This is a genomic window from Phenylobacterium sp., from assembly GCF_036264965.1.
GTDB lineage: Bacteria > Pseudomonadota > Alphaproteobacteria > Caulobacterales > Caulobacteraceae > Phenylobacterium.
In genome coordinates this window covers 1-16686 of sequence record NZ_DATAPY010000011.1, presented here as the reverse complement: position 1 = coordinate 16686, position 16686 = coordinate 1, and the positions used below count along the sequence as shown (strand labels likewise).

Here is a 16686-nt window from a genome sequence, read left to right as displayed (position 1 = left end):
GCGGGCGAAGCTGACCACCAGGATGGAGTTGGCGGTCGCCACGCCCATGCACATGATGGCGCCCGTCAAGGCGGGCACCGACAGGGTCGTGCCCGTGGCGAACAGCATCCAGACGATCCCGGCCAGGGCGGCCGGCAGGGCGGTGATGATCACGAACGGGTCGAGCCAGGACTGGAAGTTCACGACGATCAGCAGGTAGATCAGCACGATCGCACCGAGCAGCCCGAAGCCCAGGCCCGCGAAGGCAGTGTTCATCGTGGAGACCTGGCCGCGCAGGGTGACGGTCGCCCCCTTCGGCGCGTCCTTGGCGGTCGCGGCGATCAGGGCCTGCACGTCGTGGGCGACTCCGGCCAAGTCACGGCCCTGCGTCGTCGCGTAGAGGTCGATCACCGGCTGGATGTCGTAGTGGCTGACCACGGCGCTCGACTGTTCCCGGCTGATCTTGCCGAGCCCGCCGAGGATCTGCAGTCCGGTCGTCGGCGCCGTGCCCGTCACCGGCAGGTTCTCCAGCGCCGGCAGGGTATTGACGCTGTACTCCGGCGTCTGGGCGACGACGGGGTAGGAGACCCCGTTGGCGGGGTTCAGCCAGAAGATCGGCTGGCCCTGCGAACTGCCGGCCAGGGACGTGGAAACGCTGTTGGTCACGTCGCGCTCCGTCAGTCCCAACTGGGCCATCCGGGACCGGTCGACGTCGACGCGCAGCTGCGGATTGTCCATCGATTGCTGCATGCGCGCATCGGCGATCCCGCGGATGGTCTGCATGCGGCGCAGCAGCTCCAGGGCGTAGGCCTGGTTCTTCTGCCGGTCCGGGCCGGCGATCTGCAGGTCGAGCGGCGCGGGCGAGCCGAAATTCAGGATCTGGCTGATGATGTCGGCCGGCGGGAACGAGAAGGTCGCGCCGGGGAAAGCGGCCGGCAGCCGCTCGCGCAGCGTCTTCACATAGCCGGCCGTCGGATGGTGCTTGGCGTTCAGGCTGATGAAGATGTCGCCGTCCTGGTAACCGATCAGGCCGGTGTTGCTGTAGACGACGTTCACCGCGCTGATCGGCATGCCGATGTTGTCGACGATCGAGTTCACCTCGTCGGGCGGGATCACCTGGCGGACCTGCCGTTCGACGTCGCCGAACATGGCGGAGGCGTCCTCGATCCGGGTGCCGACAGGCGGGCGGACGTGCAGGGTGATCTGGCCGGAATCCACCGACGGGAAGAAGTTCGCGCCGAGGAACGGCGCCAGGCCAAACGAGGCGATGACCACCGTCAGGAAAGCCACGACAAAGATCCGCCGGTGCGCCAGCGCCAGGCCAAGAAGATTGCTGTAGACCTCGCGGAATCCGTCGAAGCGGCGGGCGAAGGCTTGCTGGAAGCGGGCCAGAGGATTGCGCGACGCGGGCGCGGCGCCTGACTGTCCGCCAGCGCCTTCCGCAACGTGGCCATGCGGCTTCAGGAGATACATCGCCAACGTCGGCACCAGGGTCCGCGACAGGACGAACGAGCCGATCATGGCGAACACCACCGCCTCGGCCATGGGCACGAACAGGAACCCGGCGACACCCTGCAGAGCGAACATCGGCACGAAGACGATGCAGATGCAGAGCAGGCTGACGAAGGCCGGGGTGACGATCTGCGCCGCGCCGTCGAGGATGGCCGTCCGGACATCCTTGCCCTGCTCCAGGTGCCAGTTGATGTTCTCGATCGTGACCGTCGCATCATCCACAAGGATGCCGACCGCCAGCGCCAGGCCGCCCAGGGTCATGATGTTCAGGGTCTGGCCGGCCATGGACAGGCCGATGATCGCGCACAGGATCGCCAGGGGAATGGAGGTCGCGATGATCAGGGTCGAGCGCCAGCTGCCGAGGAACAGCAGGATCATCAGGCTGGTCAGGCTGGCGGCAATGAGCCCTTCCCTCACCACCCCCGAGACGGCGGCCTTCACGAACACCGACTGATCGTTCAAGGGCACGATCCGGAAGTCCGGCGGCATCAGCGCCTTCACCCGCGGCAAGGCGTCCTTCACGCCCTGCACCACCGACAGGGTCGAGGCCGAGCCGGCTTTCAGGATGGTCGTCAGGACGGCGCGCGAGCCGTCGACGTGCACGACGCTCTGCTGCGGCGGCGCGCCGTCGAGCACATGGCCGACGTCGCGGATCAGGACGGTGGCGCCGCCGACCGTCTTGATCGGCAGGTCGTTCAACTCATCGACCGTCTCGGGGGAGTCGTTGAGCTTCACCGTGTATTGCAGCGAGCCGATCTTGGCCGTGCCGGCGGGAATGATCTGGTCCTGGGCGGCGATCGCGGCCTCGACGTCCTGCGCCGACAGCCCCTTGGCCTGCAGCGCCTGGGGATCGAGATCGATCTCGACCTCCCGGACCTTCCCTCCATAGGGATAGGGAATGGCCGCGCCCGGCACGGCGCTGAGGATCGGACGGATCGTATTCATGGTCAGGTCCAGCACCTGCTGCTCGGACTGCCGCAGGCTGGACGTGGCCAATTGCAGGATCGGCACGGTCGAGGCGTTGTAGTTCAGGATCAACGGCGGCGTGGCGCCGGGCGGCAGTTGCTTCAGGACGGACTGGGAGACGGAGGTGACCTGTGCGGTGGCGGTGCGCATGTCCGCGCCGGGCTGGAAGTAGATCTTCACCACGCCCATGCCGGCCAGCGACTGGCTCTCGATGTGCTCGATATTGCCAACCGTGAGCGGCAGGCTGCGTTCGTAAGGCGTGATGATCCGGCCGGCCATCTCGTCCGGCGGCAGGCCGGTGTAGCTCCAAGCGACCCCGATCACCGGCACCCCGATGTTCGGGAAGATGTCGGTGGGGGTCTTCAGCGCCGCCAGCGGACCCGCGAGCAGGATGAAGAGCGCCAGGACGATAAAGGTGTAGGGCCGCTGCAGCGCGACGCGGACGATCCAGATCATTTTCTGTCTATTTCCTGTGCGAGGCGGCGCAGCGGCCCCGGCGGGCTCAGCGGCTTGAGGCCCGGCGCGCGGGCGGCGCCATGAAGTCCGGGGAGATCCGGTCCTCGACGAAGCGCCTGAGAATGGCGTCGATCTGCGACTTGGCGGCCTCGTCGAGGCGCCAACCGGAGACCTCGTCGACCGGATCGAGCTGCGCCGGACGGCGGGCGCCCCACAGCGCGATCGTCGGTCCCTGGTCGAGGATCCAGCGCACCGCGAGCGCGGGCAGCGACTTGCCGAAACGCTCACGCGCCAGGGTCTTCAGGGCCTCGGCCGCCGCAAGATACCGCCGGAAGCGCTCACCCTGGAACTTCGGATCCTGTTTGCGAAGGTCATCGCCGGTGAAGGCGGTCTGGGCGGTTATCCGGCCGGCGAGCAGGCCACGGCACAGGGCGCCATAGGCCAGCACCGTCAGGCCCGCGGCCTTGGCGTGCGGAAGCACATCGGCTTCGATCTCGCGTTCGAAGAGGTTGTAGGGCGGCTGGACGGCGTCCAGCGGGGTCACCGCGCTGAAGGCGTCGGTCTGCGCCGGTGAGAAGTTGCTCACGCCGATCGCCCGGATCTTGCCCTCACGGCGCAGCTCGCCCAGCGCCTCCGCGGTCTGGGCGATCGGGGTCTCGTTGTCGGGCCAATGCACCTGGTAGAGGTCGATCACGTCGGTGCGCAGGCGACGCAGCGACGCTTCGATCTCCTGGCGGATGCGCGCGGGGCTGGAATCGCGGAAGGGTTTTCCGTCCTCCCAGGACAGCCCCACCTTGGTGGCGATTTGCACCTTGTCGCGCAGGCGACCCTCGGCGATGGCCTTGCCGACGACCTCCTCCGAGACGCCGAAGCCGTATACCGGCGCCGTGTCGATCAACGTCACCCCGCGCTCGACAGCCGAGCGAATGGTGGCGATCGACTGAGCCTCGTCGGCGCCGCCCCACATCCAGCCGCCGATCGCCCAGGTTCCGAGGCCGATACGGGAGGTTGTCACGCCCGAGGCGCCGATCATCATCTTTTCCATGTTCAGGTCCTTTCTGCGTCTGAGGTGTTGGTTCGGCCGCGCCGGGGCTGGCCCGCGTCGGCGGCCGCCAGGCCGCCTATGGCCGACCAGTCGAGCTGGTCGCCGCCCTGGGCCATGAGGGTCAGGAACCGGTCGCGCAGCAGGCTGGCGAGCGGCATCGGCACGTTGAGGCCTTCGGCCGCAGCGAGGGCCAGCCGTATGTCCTTCTGTCCCAGGGGCGCGGCGAAGCCGGCCGGCTCGAACCGACCTTCGGCGATCATGGCGCCGTAGAGCCTGTAAGCCGGGACGTCGAAGAGGGCCGAGGTGATCGTGTCGAGATATCGCGTGCGGTCGATGCCGGCCTTACCGACCAGCGCCATCGCCTCCCCCAGCGCCTCGATCACGGACGCCAGCAGGAAATTGCCGCTGAGCTTCACCAGATTGGCGTGGGCGGGCGTCTCCGAGACAATGAACGTCGCCCGCCCGATCGCATCGAGGATCGGACCGGCATCATCGATCGCGGCGGCGGGGCCGGCGGCGACGACGGCGAGTTGGCCCGCCGCGGCGACCTCCGGCCGGCCGAAGACCGGCGCTGAGACGAGCCGGCTGTTGAGCTCACGATGCGCCAGCGTCAGCCGCTCGGCGAGGACGACGCTGATCGTGCTCGAGGAGATGTGGATCGCGCCCGGAGACAGTGTCTCGATCACGCCGCCGTCGCCGAAGACGACGTCTTCGACGGCCTGGTCGTTCGCCAGCATCGTCAGGACCGCTTCACCGCGGCAAGCATCCGCGATGGTCACGGCGACCTTGGCGCCCTGCGCGGCCAACGCCGCAGTCTTCGCAGGCGAGCGATTGTAGACGGTGACCTCATGGCCCGCCTTCAACAGATTGGCGGCCATGCCGGCGCCCATGCGCCCCAGCCCGATGAAACCGATCTTCATGATGACGCCTCGCGTTGTGACGACTTTCGACCGCTGCGGCCGCGCCGGTCCAGGCGCGGCCTGCGATCTTGAAGACGAGATTTGGGGGGCGATCCTGTCAGGCGCCGCGCGCCGGTTCTTACATTCGTGTCAGGCGGCGCGCGGAGCCGGCGCCCGCCCTAGACAGCGTCTAGGGCTCTTCCGCCAATCGGTAGCCGGCGCCGCGGACGGTGTGCAGCAGAGGCTTGTCGAACCCGGTCTCCAGCGACTTCCGCAGTCGGCTGATATGGGTGTCGATGATGCTGGTGTGGGGATCGAAGCGGTAGTCCCAGACCCGTTCGAGCAGCATCACCCGAGTGACTACGCGGTTCTGGTTGCGCAGCAGGAACTCGAGCAATTTGAACTCGCGCGGCAGGAGCTCGATCGGCCGGCCCGCCCGGACCACCTTGCGGGTCAGCAGGTCCATCACCAGGTCGCCGCAGCGGAGCTCCGTTTCGACGGCTTTCTCGGTGCGTCGACGGATCAGGTTCTCAAGCCGCGCGTGGAGTTCGGAAAACCCGAACGGCTTGGTCAGATAGTCGTCCCCGCCCGCCCGCAGTCCTTTGACCCGCTCGTCCAGATGGCCCATGGCCGAAAGGATCAGGATCGGGGTCGGCGCGCCCGCGGCCCGCAGGGCCTTGACCACCGCCAGCCCGTCCAGACCGGGGATCATGCGGTCCATGACGATGGCGTCGAACTCGGACGAGGTCGCCATATAGAGCGCATCGCGGCCGTCGCCGACGTGTTCGACCGTGAATCCCTCTTCGCGCAGACCCTTGGCGATATAGTCCGCGGTCGACGCATCATCTTCGACCACCAGCACGCGCCTGGACATGCCTAAGCTCCTTCACGTCCGACCGCCGGTCCACCCTCTGGGGCGTAGCGTCAGCTAGGACCCGAGGCCCGGTCTTGGCAACACGGCCTCGCTCATACGTGGGGGCCGCGCCTAGCGGACGCCTATTCGGCTTCCTTACAAAGCTGTGGGGCCGAGCGGCGTGGCCTAGTTTGAATTCCTGTAAGGTCGAAGCGCAGCCCGCTGTGAGGCGATCGGCCAAGATTCAACGAGAGCGCAGGGGCGATCCGCTCGTCCGGCTGCAGTCCCGAGTGCTCGGCCACGCCATCGGAGCTGCATCATGACCTTCGCCATCGTCGAGCTGGATGCGCAGCTCGCCTCGCGGGAGGCGAACCACCGGTTCCTCAACACCCTCACCGCACTACACGGACTGCTGCGGAACGACTTCCGCGGGTTTGCCGATCCGGCCGTCCGCGACGCCGTCAACGTCTTCTCCAGTCGCATCCAGGCCTTCGCCAGCGTGCACCGGACCCTCGGCGAGGATTCCGGCCAGGATCGCGTCGATGCGGCGGCCCACCTGGCGAAGCTCTGCGAAGAGCTGTGCGTCGCACATCTGGCGCCGCGCGGCGTGTGGTGCGAGTTCCGGTCCGACGCCGCCGACTTGCCGCACGCGGTCTGCCAGAAGTTGAGTCTGATCATCGTCGAGCTGGTCACCAACGCGGCCAAGCACGCCTTCGGCGGGCGCAGCGGCGGCCGGGTCAGCGTGTCACTGCGCCGCGCCGGAGACGGATGGATATGCCAGGTCGCCGACAACGGTTCAGGCCTGCGTGGCGGCGGCGGCGGTGACGGCATGAAGCTCGTTCGCAGGCTGGCGCAGGCGCTCGGCAGCGCCCTGATTGTCCATTCCGACGCCGGCGGGGTCATTGTGACGCTTCGCCTGGCGGACCGGGATGTCTGATCAGGCGGGGGTTCCGCGCGTCAGGGTCAATACGGCGCGGAGCCCAGGACGGTTGTCCTCCAGCCGCAACTCGCCGCCATGCAGCTTGGCGGCCGCGGCGACGATGGAGAGCCCGAGACCCGACCCCGATCCGCCGCGCGCTTCGTCCAGCCGGACAAAACGGTCCTTCACCCGTCCGCGGTCGGCCTCCGGAATGCCAGGGCCGTCGTCCGCGACGACGATCTCCGCAAGACCGGCGCCGTTCAGCACCTCGAGCTTCACGGTCGCGCCGGAACCCGCGTGCCGCGCGGCGTTGAACAGCAGGTTGCCGATCGCCTGGCGAAGCAATTGCTCGTGCCCTTCGATGATCGTCGAGCCCGGCGCGACGATCTCCAACTGCTGGCCGGCGTCTTCGAGCACCGGCGCAAACAGGCTCGCGACGTCCAGCACCACCTCGTCCAACCGCACGGGCTGCATCATCTCCCGGGACAGGCCGGACTCGGCGCGGGCGATGTCGATCAGGGCCGTGAAGACCGACGACACGCGCTCAAGCTCCAGGCTGACCTCCTCCAGGGCGGCGCGGCAGTCGGCCTCGCCGGTCGCCGGATCGAGGGCGCTGTCGACCGCACCGCGCATGCGGGTGAGAGGTGTGCGCAGGTCGTGGGCCAGGCTGTCGGTGACCGTGCGCATGCCGGTCAGCAGTTCCTCGATGCGGTCGAGCATCCTGTTCAAAGACGCGCCGATGCGGTCGAAGGAGTCGCCCCGCTCCGAGACCTCGGCTCGGGCTCTCAGGTCGCCGGCGGCGATGCGCTCTGCGACGCTGGCGACAGCTCCGGCGCGCTGGATCAGCAGGGCGTTCAGCAACAGGCCTACGCCCAGGCTGGTCGTGACCACGATCGCGAGCCCGACCAGGAGTCCGTCGGCGGTTCGGGCTTCGAAGTCTCGCTGTCCGGCGGTATCGCGGCCGACGATCAGCAGCGATCCGTCCGGCAGCCTGCCGGCGGTGGCGTAAAAGGCGATCGGGCCCGCCTTCGTGCGGGCATGAACCTTGGCCCAGCCGTCCAGGGGCGGCGAAGCTGGAGCCGCCAGCAGGTCGCCGCCCAGGCGACGCCCGTGGATGTCGAACAGTCCGTAGTGGGCTTCCGCGGCCGCCAACCGCGAACGGCGCTCCATCCGCGTCACCAGCCCTTGCGAGCCCTCCGAGTTGAAGACCTCCGCCAGGATCTGCCTCTCAGCCAGAGCGACGTCGCGCTCGCGGGCGAGGAAGACGCGCTCACCCGCCAGGTTGACCAGGTAGAAGGCGATGGCGACGGCCCCAAGCACCGTGATCATCGCAAAGGCGGTGAACGCCAGCGGCCGCAGGCGAAAGGACGGGCCGGGGAACGGCATCCCTATATCCTCCGGTCCGCGATCGATGACGCCATGTGCGCCCTCCTGTCGGCGCTCTTGTACGGCGCTGCTCCGCAGGCAACTCCAAGGCGAGCTTACACCCTTGTAAGTCCCGGGCGAGGCCGCCGCCGCGCGAGCCTGCGAAGATGTCTCCCATAGCCCGCGGGGGCCGGGTTCGCGTTTGGAGACCAACGTGGGTTGGAAATCGTGGCTAGGAGGCGCCTTCGCCCTGGTGTTCGCGGGCTTGCTTTGCCTCGTGTCGCCGCGGTTGGGCGGGCTCGCCCTGATCGTACTCGCCCTGGGGGCCGTGGCGACGGTTGCCTTCCGGCTGCTGTGAGGCGCCCCCACTTCACACGGAGTCCGCCTCCGGCCTTCTTCGGCGAGAACCTGACCGACAAGCTGACGTCGGAATCATCGCCGTGGGTCCGTTTGGGGCGGGAGACGGATTTTCCGGCCGGCGACGATCAAAGCGCGACGTGCTTACGGACGCCCGAAAAATCTGAAGTAGAACGCAACGAACACCAAAACGACGCCAACGTTCACCGCTAACCGTTCCCAGAACCAGACCCGGTGTCTGAAGAAGCTCAGATCAACGCCGACTATGATGGCCGCCATCGCCATCACATAAAGTAGGACAGCCAGCTGTCTGCCCGTTCCTGTGGGAAACACCATTTTGGGTCCTCCATCGCGTGAGCGGCCATCTCAGGAGATTGATTCACTCACGCGGTCAGCCATGGCTATTTGATCTTCACCGTCACCAAACCCGCCGGCAGGCTGACCTCGAAAGTGTCGCCCGACTTCTTGTCGGCGGGAAAGGCCATACAGTTTTCCCCCGGCCTGATCCCGCCCGTGGAGCAGACCTTGTCGCCATCGATCCGCCACGTCCCGTTGATCTGTCCGTTCATGCCGGTGAATTTGCCGTCGGGCGTGAAGGTCAACTCAAAGCCCGCGCTCTGGAACGTCAGGCTCATGCCGTGGGCGGCGATCTCTTGCGCCGTATCGGCGGCGGCGGGTGTGGCGGCCAGCAAAAGCAAGCTCATGGCCAGGACTTGGCTGCGCATCGGCATCTCCATATCGGAGTTCCATCACATTGTATGAATGTATGCATACACGATGTCTAGCATCTTGCGGCGCTCCGCCGAGAATTGTTCGGAGGCCAGGAGCAATGGCGAAGGCGGCGCGCAAGACCGAAAGCGGCGCTCTCCGCCCTAGGCGACCTGATTGGTCCTCTTTGCCGCGCGAACCTGACGGCGCGTTGACGGCGCTCGATGGGGTGCGTCGAGCAGTTTACGCAGCTTGGCCGCCAACGCCGCGGCCTCGTACGGTTTGTCCAGAATGGTGTGATTGGCGCCGCCCAACAGCTCCTTGTGGCCGATGAAGCCGGAGGTCAGCAGGATCTTCAGGGCTTTCCGCTCCCGCTGCGCCGCCTCTGCGAGGGCGATCCCGCTCGTGCCGCCGGGCATGACGACGTCGGAGAATAGCAGAGCGATCTGCGGGTCCTGCCGCAGGATCGCGAGCGCCTCGTCCGCGGTCGTCGCGCTGACGACCTGGTAGCCAAGCCCCTCAAGAAGATCGACCGTCAGCCGCAAAACCGCCGGATCGTCTTCCGCCACGAGGATCCGCTCGCTGCCGCCCACCATGTCCTCGTAGATCGGCTTGGAGACAGGCGCTTCAATCGGCTCGGTCGAAACCGGCAGCAGGATCTCGAAGCGCGTGCCCACCTGCGCGGCGCTCGATATCCGCACATGTCCCTCCGACTGCTGCACGAACCCATAGACCTGGGAAAGCCCCAGCCCGGAACCGCGACCGACCTCCTTGGTCGTGAAGAAGGGTTCGAACACGCGCGCCCGCACCTCGGGGCTCATGCCCTTGCCGGTGTCCTCGACGGCCAGGCAAATGGCGCCGGCGGGCAGGCCGCTAGGGTCTGCCGCCGCCAGCGTCGAGGCGGAGATCGTCAGGGTCCCGTCGCCTTCCATGGCGTCGCGGGCGTTGACCGCCAGGTTCAGAAGCGCCGCCTCCATCTGGGTGACGTCGATGTTGGCGCGCAGCGCTTCGTCGCCCAGGTCCAGGCGAACTGTAACCGCCTCGCCGACCGCCTGGCGGATCAGCGGGCAGAAGTCCTGGACCAGGCGGCGGACGTCGACGGTCACGGGCTGGAGGTTCTGGCGGCGTGAGAAGGCCAGGAGCTGCCGGGTGAGATCGCGGCCGCGCTCGGCGGCCTGGCGGATGGCGTCGATGCGCAGCGCCCGCTTCACGTCATCCTCGGACCGGCGCGCCATGATGTCGACGTTGCCCAGCACGACGGTCAATAGATTGTTGAAATCGTGGGCGACTCCACCGGTCAGCTGGCCGACGGCCTCCATCTTGTGGGCCTGCACGAGCTGCTCCTCCAGCGAGTGGCGCTCGGTCGAGTCCATGATGACACCGAAGATCTGCGGTCCGCTGTCGTCGTCGCCGGGCGCGAGCACACCCTGATCGGCCAGCCAACGGTAGCTGCCATCGGCGCACAGCCAGCGGAATTCGCAGGCGTAGACGCCGGTCCGCACCGCGGCCGATACGGTCTCGACCACCCGCGAAAGGTCCTCCGGATGGATGCGCGAGGAGCCGAAGCCGGGATCGCTGACGAAAGCCTCCGGCGGGAAGCCCGTGATCGCCTCCACGCCCTCGCTGACGAAGACCGGCGCGAACGGTGGCGCGGCCGAACGCGCATGGAAGACGATCGGCAGGGACTGCAGGATCGCCTGCTGCTGGGCCTCCGCGCGGCGCAGCGCCTGTTCGGCCCGGATCTTGGAGGCCTGGATGCGGGCGTTCTCCTCCAGCAGCCACTGTCGGTGCGCGGCCAGGCGCTTGGCCTCTTCCGTGCGCAGGTAGATGTCGACCAGCACCGAGACCTTCGAGCGCAGGATGAAGGGATCGACCGGCTTGAACACCATGTCGACCGCACCGGCCGAGTAGGCCTTGAAGACGTGCGCCTCGTCGCGAAAGATCGCCGTCAGGAACACGATCGGGGTGCGGGCCGTACGCTTGCGGCCGCGGATCAGGGCGGCGGTCTCGTAGCCGTCCATCCCCGGCATGTGCAGGTCCAGCAGGATCACCGCGAAGTCGTCCTGCAGCACCCGCCGCAGCGCCTCGTCGCCGGAGGGGGCCACCACCAGCTCGTGGCCAAGCTCCTCCAGGGCCTGCACGGCCGCAAAGGCGTTGCGCTCGTCGTCGTCGACGATCAGCACCTTGGCCCGCAACGGGGTCGCCAGGTCTGGCGGCTCCGCGGGAGCCGTTCCCTCGGCGCGAACCTGGCCCATGCCTGCGGCCATGCTCAAACCGCCTGCGGCATCCGGGGGGCGACCGGCTCGGTGGCCAGTCGCCGGGCGTCCGACTTCTGGACCGAGACGCGCAGCACCGAGACCAGATGATCGATGTCGACCGGCTTGGAAACATAGTCCGAGGCGCCGGCCTGGATGCACTTCTGCCGGTCGCCCTTCATCGCCTTGGCGGTCACCGCGATCACCGGCAGGTCAGCGAACATCGGCCGCGAGCGGATCTCGCGGATGGCTTCGTAGCCGTCCATGTCGGGCATCATGATGTCGACCAGCACGACGTCGGCGTCGGGCGTGGCGTCCAGCAGCTCGACCCCGCCGCGGCCGCTCTCGGCATAGATGAACTCGACGCCGTAATCCTCCAGAGCACTGGCCAGCGAGAAGATGTTGCGGATGTCGTCGTCGATCATCAGCACCTTGCGGCCGGTCAGAACGGTGTCCGCCGCGCGGCTCTGGGCGAGCTTGGCCTTGGTGGGCTCCGACAGCGCCTCCAGCGGCTGATGCAGCAACTGGCTGGTCTGTTCGATCAGCTGGTCGGCGGTGCGCGCCAGCCGGACCAAGCCGCCGAATACGCCGAGCCGCAGCCGCCGATCGTCCTCGGCCGGCAGCTCGTCCGGCGCGAAGGCCACCACGGCGGGCCGATGTTCGATCTTCTTGAGGCCGTCAATAAGCCCGGCTGTCGCGACTTCGGGGATCGCCACGACCAGGACCGCCGAGCGGTCCGCGCCGCGCCCCGACAGCACCGCGGCGAGGTCGTCGGTGACCTCGACCTCCCCGAAACACTGGCGCAGGGCCTCGGCCGCCTCGCCCTCCTGGCCGACCAGGACGACGCGGCGGTCGCTCCTCGCGACGAAGGTCTTCACCGCCTCCAGGGTCGAGATCACGACCTCGCGGTCCACCGGCTTGTGGGTGAAGCCAAAGGCCCCGATCGCGAACCCGAGCCCGCGCTGGTCGTCGGCGGAAATCACATGCACCGGGATATGCCGGGTCTCAGACGTGCGCTTCAAGAGGTCCAACAACGCCAAGCCGTCCATGTCCGGCAGGCCGATGTCCAGCATGATGGCGTCGGGCGCAAAGCGCCGGGCGAGCGCCGCCACCGCGGCCCCTTCGCCGGTCACGACGCCCTTGAAGCCGCTGTCGCGAACCAGCGACAGCAGGATGGCGGCGAAACGCGGATCGTCCTCGACGATCAGCACCGTGGCGTCGCCGGGCGCGATCCCGTCGCGGTCGTCGGCGACCGGCTCCGGCGCGTCGTCCGACAGGCTCGCGCCGGCGGCCATCCGTGCGGTGATCGCCAGGGTGCGGCCGGCGGACGGCGCCTGCGCCTGCGGGCTGAAGTTCAGGGGCAGGAAAAGGGTGAAGGTCGAGCCTTCGCCGGGCCGGCTTTCGACCCGCAGTTCGCCGCCCAGCACCCGGGTGATCTCGCGGCTGATCGACAGGCCCAGACCCGTGCCGCCGTATTTGCGGCTGGTGGTGCCGTCAGCCTGCTGGAAGGCCTCGAAGATGATCCGCTGCTTGTCCTCCGGGATGCCGATGCCGGAGTCCTGGACGCTGAACGCCAGGACCTGGCCCGCGGTGTTCAAGTGGTCGTTATCCGGACTCCAGCCGCCCTGCACCCGCCTGACCTCCAGCTTCACGAAGCCGCGTTCGGTGAACTTGAACGCGTTGGAGAGCAGGTTCTTGATGATCTGCTGCAAGCGTTTGTCGTCGGTGTACATCGAGCGCGGCAGCGACCGCTCGAGCCGGATCTCGAAGTCCAGCTTCTTGTCCATGGCGACCTGCGAGAAGGTCCGGTCGACCTGGTCGCGGAGGCTGGCCAAGGACATCTCGCCGATGTCCAGGGTGACGGTGCCGGACTCTATCTTGGCCACATCGAGGACGTCGTTGATCAGGCCGAGCAGGTCCGTGCCGGCATCATGGATGTTGCGGGCGAACTCGACCTGCTTGTCGGACAGGTTGCCCTGGCCGTTGTCGGCCAGCAGCTTCGAAAGGATCAGCAGCGAGTTCAGCGGCGTGCGCAACTCGTGGCTCATGTTGGCCAGGAACTCGGACTTGTACTTCGAGGTCACCGCCAGCTGCTCGGCCTTGTCCTCCAGGGCCAGCTTGGCCTGCTCGACCTCGCGGTTCTTGCCTTCCACCTGGGTATTCTGCTCGGAAAGCAGCTGGGCCTTTTCCTCAAGCTCGGCGTTGGTCTGCTGCAGCTCTTCCTGCTTGGTGCGCAGCAGCTCCTCGGATTGCCGCAGGGAGGCCGCCTGCTGTTCCAGCCGGTCGTTGGTCTTGGTGAGCTCCTCCTGCTGGGCTTGCAGCTCGGACGTCAGCAGCTGGGACTGCTTCAACAGGCCCTCGGTGCGCATGTTGGCCGCGATGGTCGAGAGCACGATGCCGATGGACTCCATCAGCTGATCGAGGAAGGCCTGCTGGGTCTCGTTGAAGTCGCCGAGGGTCGCCAACTCGATCACCGCCTTCACGTCGCCTTCGAACAGCGCGGGCAGCACGATGATGTTCTGCGGCGCCGCCTCCCCCAGGCCGGACGAGATCTGCACATAGTCGGACGGCACGTTGGTCAGCAGGATGCGCGATTTCTCGTAGGCGCACTGGCCGATCAGGCCCTCGCGCAGCTTGAACGCGCTGGCCAGGTGCTTGCGGTTGTTGAAGGCGTAGGTGGCCGCCAGGTTCAGGACCTCCTGGCCCTCCGGGTCGACGTCGGCGACATAGAACACCGCGTGCTGGGCGTTGATCAGCGGCGCCAGCTCGGACAGCACCAGGTTGGACACCGTGGAGAGGTCGCGCTCGCCCTGCAGCATGCGGGTGAACCGGGCGAGATTGGTCTTCAGCCAGTCCTGCTCGGTGTTCTTCAGCGTCTGATCCTTCAGGTTGCGGATCATCTCGTTGATGTTGTTCTTCAGCTCCTCCACCTCGCCGGAGGCCTCCACGGTGATCGACCGCGTCAGGTCACCCTGGGTCACGGCGGTAGACACCTCTGCGATGGCGCGCACCTGGGTGGTCAGGTTGGCGGCCAGCTCGTTGACGTTGTCGGTCAGGTCGCGCCACAGGCCGGCCGCGCCGGGCACCCGGGCCTGGCCGCCGAGCTTGCCTTCCGAACCCACCTCGCGCGCCACGTTGGTCACCTGGTCGGCGAAGGTCGCCAGCGTCTCGATCATGCCGTTGATGGTGTCGGCCAGGCTGGCGATCTCGCCCTTGGCGTCGAGGGTCAGCTTGCGCTTCAGGTCGCCCTCGGCCACCGCGGTGACCACGTCGGCGATGTTCCGCACCTGACCTGTCAGGTTGGCGGCCATCATGTTCACGTTGTCGGTGAGGTCCTTCCAGGTGCCGGCGACGCCGGGCACCTGCGCCTGGCCGCCGAGCTTGCCTTCCGTACCCACTTCACGGGCGACGCGGGTCACTTCCGAGGCGAAACCGTTCAGCTGGTCCACCATGATGTTGATGGTCGACTTCAGCTCCAGGATCTCGCCGCGCACGTCCACGGTGATCTTCTTCGACAGGTCGCCCTTGGCCACGGCGGTGGTCACGTCGGCGATGTTGCGGACCTGACCGGTCAGGTTGCCGGCCATCAGGTTCACATTGTCGGTCAGCTCTTTCCAGGTGCCAGCCACGCCGCGCACCTGCGCCTGACCGCCCAGCTTGCCCTCGGTGCCCACCTCGCGGGCCACGCGGGTCACTTCGGAGGAGAAGGAGTTCAGCTGGTCCACCATGGTGTTGATGGTGTTCTTCAGCTCGAGGATCTCGCCCCGCACGTCGACGGTGATCTTCTTCGACAGGTCGCCCATGGCCACGGCGGTGGTCACCTCGGCGATGTTGCGGACCTGGCCGGTCAGGTTGGCGGCCATGAAGTTCACATTGTCGGTCAGCTCCTTCCAGGTGCCCCCGACGCCCTTCACCTGGGCCTGACCGCCCAGCTTGCCCTCGGTGCCCACTTCGCGCGCCACCCGGGTCACTTCCGACGAGAACGAGTTCAGCTGGTCCACCATGGTGTTGATGGTGTTCTTCAGCTCCAGGATCTCGCCGCGCACGTCGACGGTGATCTTCTTCGACAAGTCGCCCATGGCCACCGCGGTGGTCACCTCGGCGATGTTCCGCACCTGGCCGGTCAGGTTGGCGGCCATCAGGTTCACGTTGTCTGTGAGGTCCTTCCAAGTGCCGGCCACGCCCTTCACCTGCGCCTGGCCGCCCAGCTTGCCTTCCGTGCCCACCTCCCGCGCGACGCGCGTCACCTCCGCGGCGAAGGACGAGAGCTGGTCCACCATCGTGTTGATCGTGTTCTTCAGCTCGAGGATCTCGCCCTTCACGTCCACCGTGATCTTGCGGGAGAGATCGCCTCGCGCCACGGCCGTGGTCACGTCGGCGATGTTTCGCACCTGGCCCGTCAGGTTGCCGGCCATGGAGTTCACGGAATCGGTCAAGTCCTTCCACGTGCCCGACACGCCCTCGACTCGGGCCTGGCCGCCGAGCCGGCCTTCCGTGCCCACCTCGCGCGCCACCCGCGTCACTTCCGAAGCGAACGACCGCAGCTGGTCCACCATCGTGTTGATGGTGTTCTTCAGCTCCAGCACCTCGCCCTTCACGTCCACCGTGATCTTCTTGGAAAGATCGCCGGTCGCAACCGCCGTGGTCACCTCCGCGATGTTTCGCACCTGGCCCGTGAGGTTCGAGGCCATGTAGTTCACGGAGTCGGTCAAGTCCTTCCACGTGCCGGACACGCCTTCCACGAATGCCTGCCCGCCGAGGCGCCCTTCGGTACCCACCTCGCGCGCGACGCGCGTCACCTCCGCGGCGAAGGATGAGAGCTGGTCCACCATCGTGTTGATGGTGTTCTTCAACTCGAGGATCTCGCCCTTCACGTCCACCGTGATCTTGCGCGAGAGGTCCCCCTTCGCGACCGCAGTCGTCACGTCGGCGATGTTTCGCACCTGGCCGGTGAGGTTCCCGGCCATGGAGTTCACCGAGTCGGTCAAGTCCTTCCACGTGCCCGACACGCCTTCCACCACCGCCTGGCCGCCCAGCTTGCCTTCCGTTCCCACCTCCCGTGCGACGCGCGTCACCTCCGCGGCGAAGGACGAGAGCTGGTCCACCATCGTGTTGATTACGTTTTTGATCTGGAGGATTTCGCCCTTCACGTCCACGGTGATCTTTTGTGTAAGGTCGCCGTTGGCGATGGCGGTGGCGACCTTCGACACGTCGCGGAGCTGCACCGTCAGGTTGGATGCCATCAGGTTGACGTTGTCGGTGAGGTCTTTCCAGGTACCGGCGACGCCGCGGACTTGCGCCTGGCCGCCCAGTTTTCCTTCGGTGCCGACGTCGCGGGCCACGCGCGTCACTTCCGCGGCGAAGCTGGAAAG

The 16686-nt window shown here is 67.2% G+C and carries 10 protein-coding genes; 2 read left to right on the top strand and 8 right to left on the bottom strand.

What is annotated here, in order from left to right; all coding sequences use genetic code 11:
* The 4 genes from VHS75_RS00995 to VHS75_RS00980 all read right to left on the bottom strand — a co-directional run.
* Nucleotides 1-2913: efflux RND transporter permease subunit (locus VHS75_RS00995; protein ID WP_329636737.1), on the bottom strand; the 2913-nt coding region annotated here is incomplete at its 3' end.
* Nucleotides 2914-2959: 46 nt separating this feature from the next.
* Nucleotides 2960-3958 (bottom strand): aldo/keto reductase, encoded by a 999-nt coding sequence (locus VHS75_RS00990; RefSeq protein ID WP_329636736.1) that lies wholly within the window; start codon nt 3956-3958, stop codon nt 2960-2962.
* A 2-nt stretch (nt 3959-3960) separates the two neighbouring features.
* Nucleotides 3961-4878 carry an NAD(P)-dependent oxidoreductase gene (locus tag VHS75_RS00985; protein ID WP_329636735.1) on the bottom strand — a complete coding sequence of 306 codons (918 nt, stop codon included), beginning with the start codon at nt 4876-4878 and terminating at the stop codon, nt 3961-3963.
* Nucleotides 4879-5047: 169 nt separating this feature from the next.
* Complete coding sequence (locus VHS75_RS00980) at nt 5048-5731, bottom strand: response regulator transcription factor (RefSeq protein ID WP_329636734.1); 684 nt, start codon at nt 5729-5731, stop codon at nt 5048-5050.
* 298 nt (nt 5732-6029) lie between these two features.
* Here VHS75_RS00980 and VHS75_RS00975 point away from each other — a divergent pair, with 298 nt between their 5' ends.
* A complete protein-coding gene (locus VHS75_RS00975; protein WP_329636733.1) occupies nt 6030-6647 on the top strand; it encodes a sensor histidine kinase in 618 nt (205 codons plus the stop codon).
* Here the strand turns inward: VHS75_RS00975 and VHS75_RS00970 are convergent, their stop codons facing one another.
* Entirely contained in the window at nt 6648-8015 is a 1368-nt protein-coding gene (locus tag VHS75_RS00970; RefSeq protein WP_329636732.1) for a HAMP domain-containing sensor histidine kinase, read from the bottom strand.
* A gap of 193 nt (nt 8016-8208) precedes the next feature.
* Here VHS75_RS00970 and VHS75_RS00965 point away from each other — a divergent pair, with 193 nt between their 5' ends.
* Entirely contained in the window at nt 8209-8352 is a 144-nt protein-coding gene (locus tag VHS75_RS00965; protein WP_329636731.1) for a hypothetical protein, read from the top strand.
* A 400-nt stretch (nt 8353-8752) separates the two neighbouring features.
* Here VHS75_RS00965 and VHS75_RS00960 read toward each other — a convergent pair whose 3' ends face one another.
* The 3 genes from VHS75_RS00960 to VHS75_RS00950 all read right to left on the bottom strand — a co-directional run bounded on the left by VHS75_RS00960 (nt 8753) and on the right by VHS75_RS00950 (nt 16656).
* Nucleotides 8753-9088, bottom strand: a complete 336-nt coding sequence (locus VHS75_RS00960; protein WP_329636730.1) for a hypothetical protein — start codon at nt 9086-9088, stop codon at nt 8753-8755.
* 135 nt (nt 9089-9223) lie between these two features.
* Entirely contained in the window at nt 9224-11326 is a 2103-nt protein-coding gene (locus tag VHS75_RS00955) for a response regulator (RefSeq protein ID WP_329636729.1), read from the bottom strand.
* 2 nt (nt 11327-11328) lie between these two features.
* Nucleotides 11329-16656, bottom strand: a complete 5328-nt coding sequence (locus tag VHS75_RS00950; RefSeq protein WP_329636728.1) for a HAMP domain-containing protein — start codon at nt 16654-16656, stop codon at nt 11329-11331.
* Between the last annotated feature and the right edge of the window lie 30 nt (nt 16657-16686).

Coding starts and splice junctions, on each gene's coding strand:
- VHS75_RS00985 (WP_329636735.1), bottom strand. CDS start 4,878: ATGAAGATCGGTTTCATCGGGCTGGGGCGCATGGGCGCCGGCATGGCC.
- VHS75_RS00980 (WP_329636734.1), bottom strand. CDS start 5,731: ATGTCCAGGCGCGTGCTGGTGGTCGAAGATGATGCGTCGACCGCGGAC.
- VHS75_RS00955 (WP_329636729.1), bottom strand. CDS start 11,326: ATGGCCGCAGGCATGGGCCAGGTTCGCGCCGAGGGAACGGCTCCCGCG.
- VHS75_RS00975 (WP_329636733.1), top strand. CDS start 6,030: ATGACCTTCGCCATCGTCGAGCTGGATGCGCAGCTCGCCTCGCGGGAG.
- VHS75_RS00970 (WP_329636732.1), bottom strand. CDS start 8,015: ATGCCGTTCCCCGGCCCGTCCTTTCGCCTGCGGCCGCTGGCGTTCACC.
- VHS75_RS00960 (WP_329636730.1), bottom strand. CDS start 9,088: ATGGAGATGCCGATGCGCAGCCAAGTCCTGGCCATGAGCTTGCTTTTG.
- VHS75_RS00990 (WP_329636736.1), bottom strand. CDS start 3,958: ATGGAAAAGATGATGATCGGCGCCTCGGGCGTGACAACCTCCCGTATC.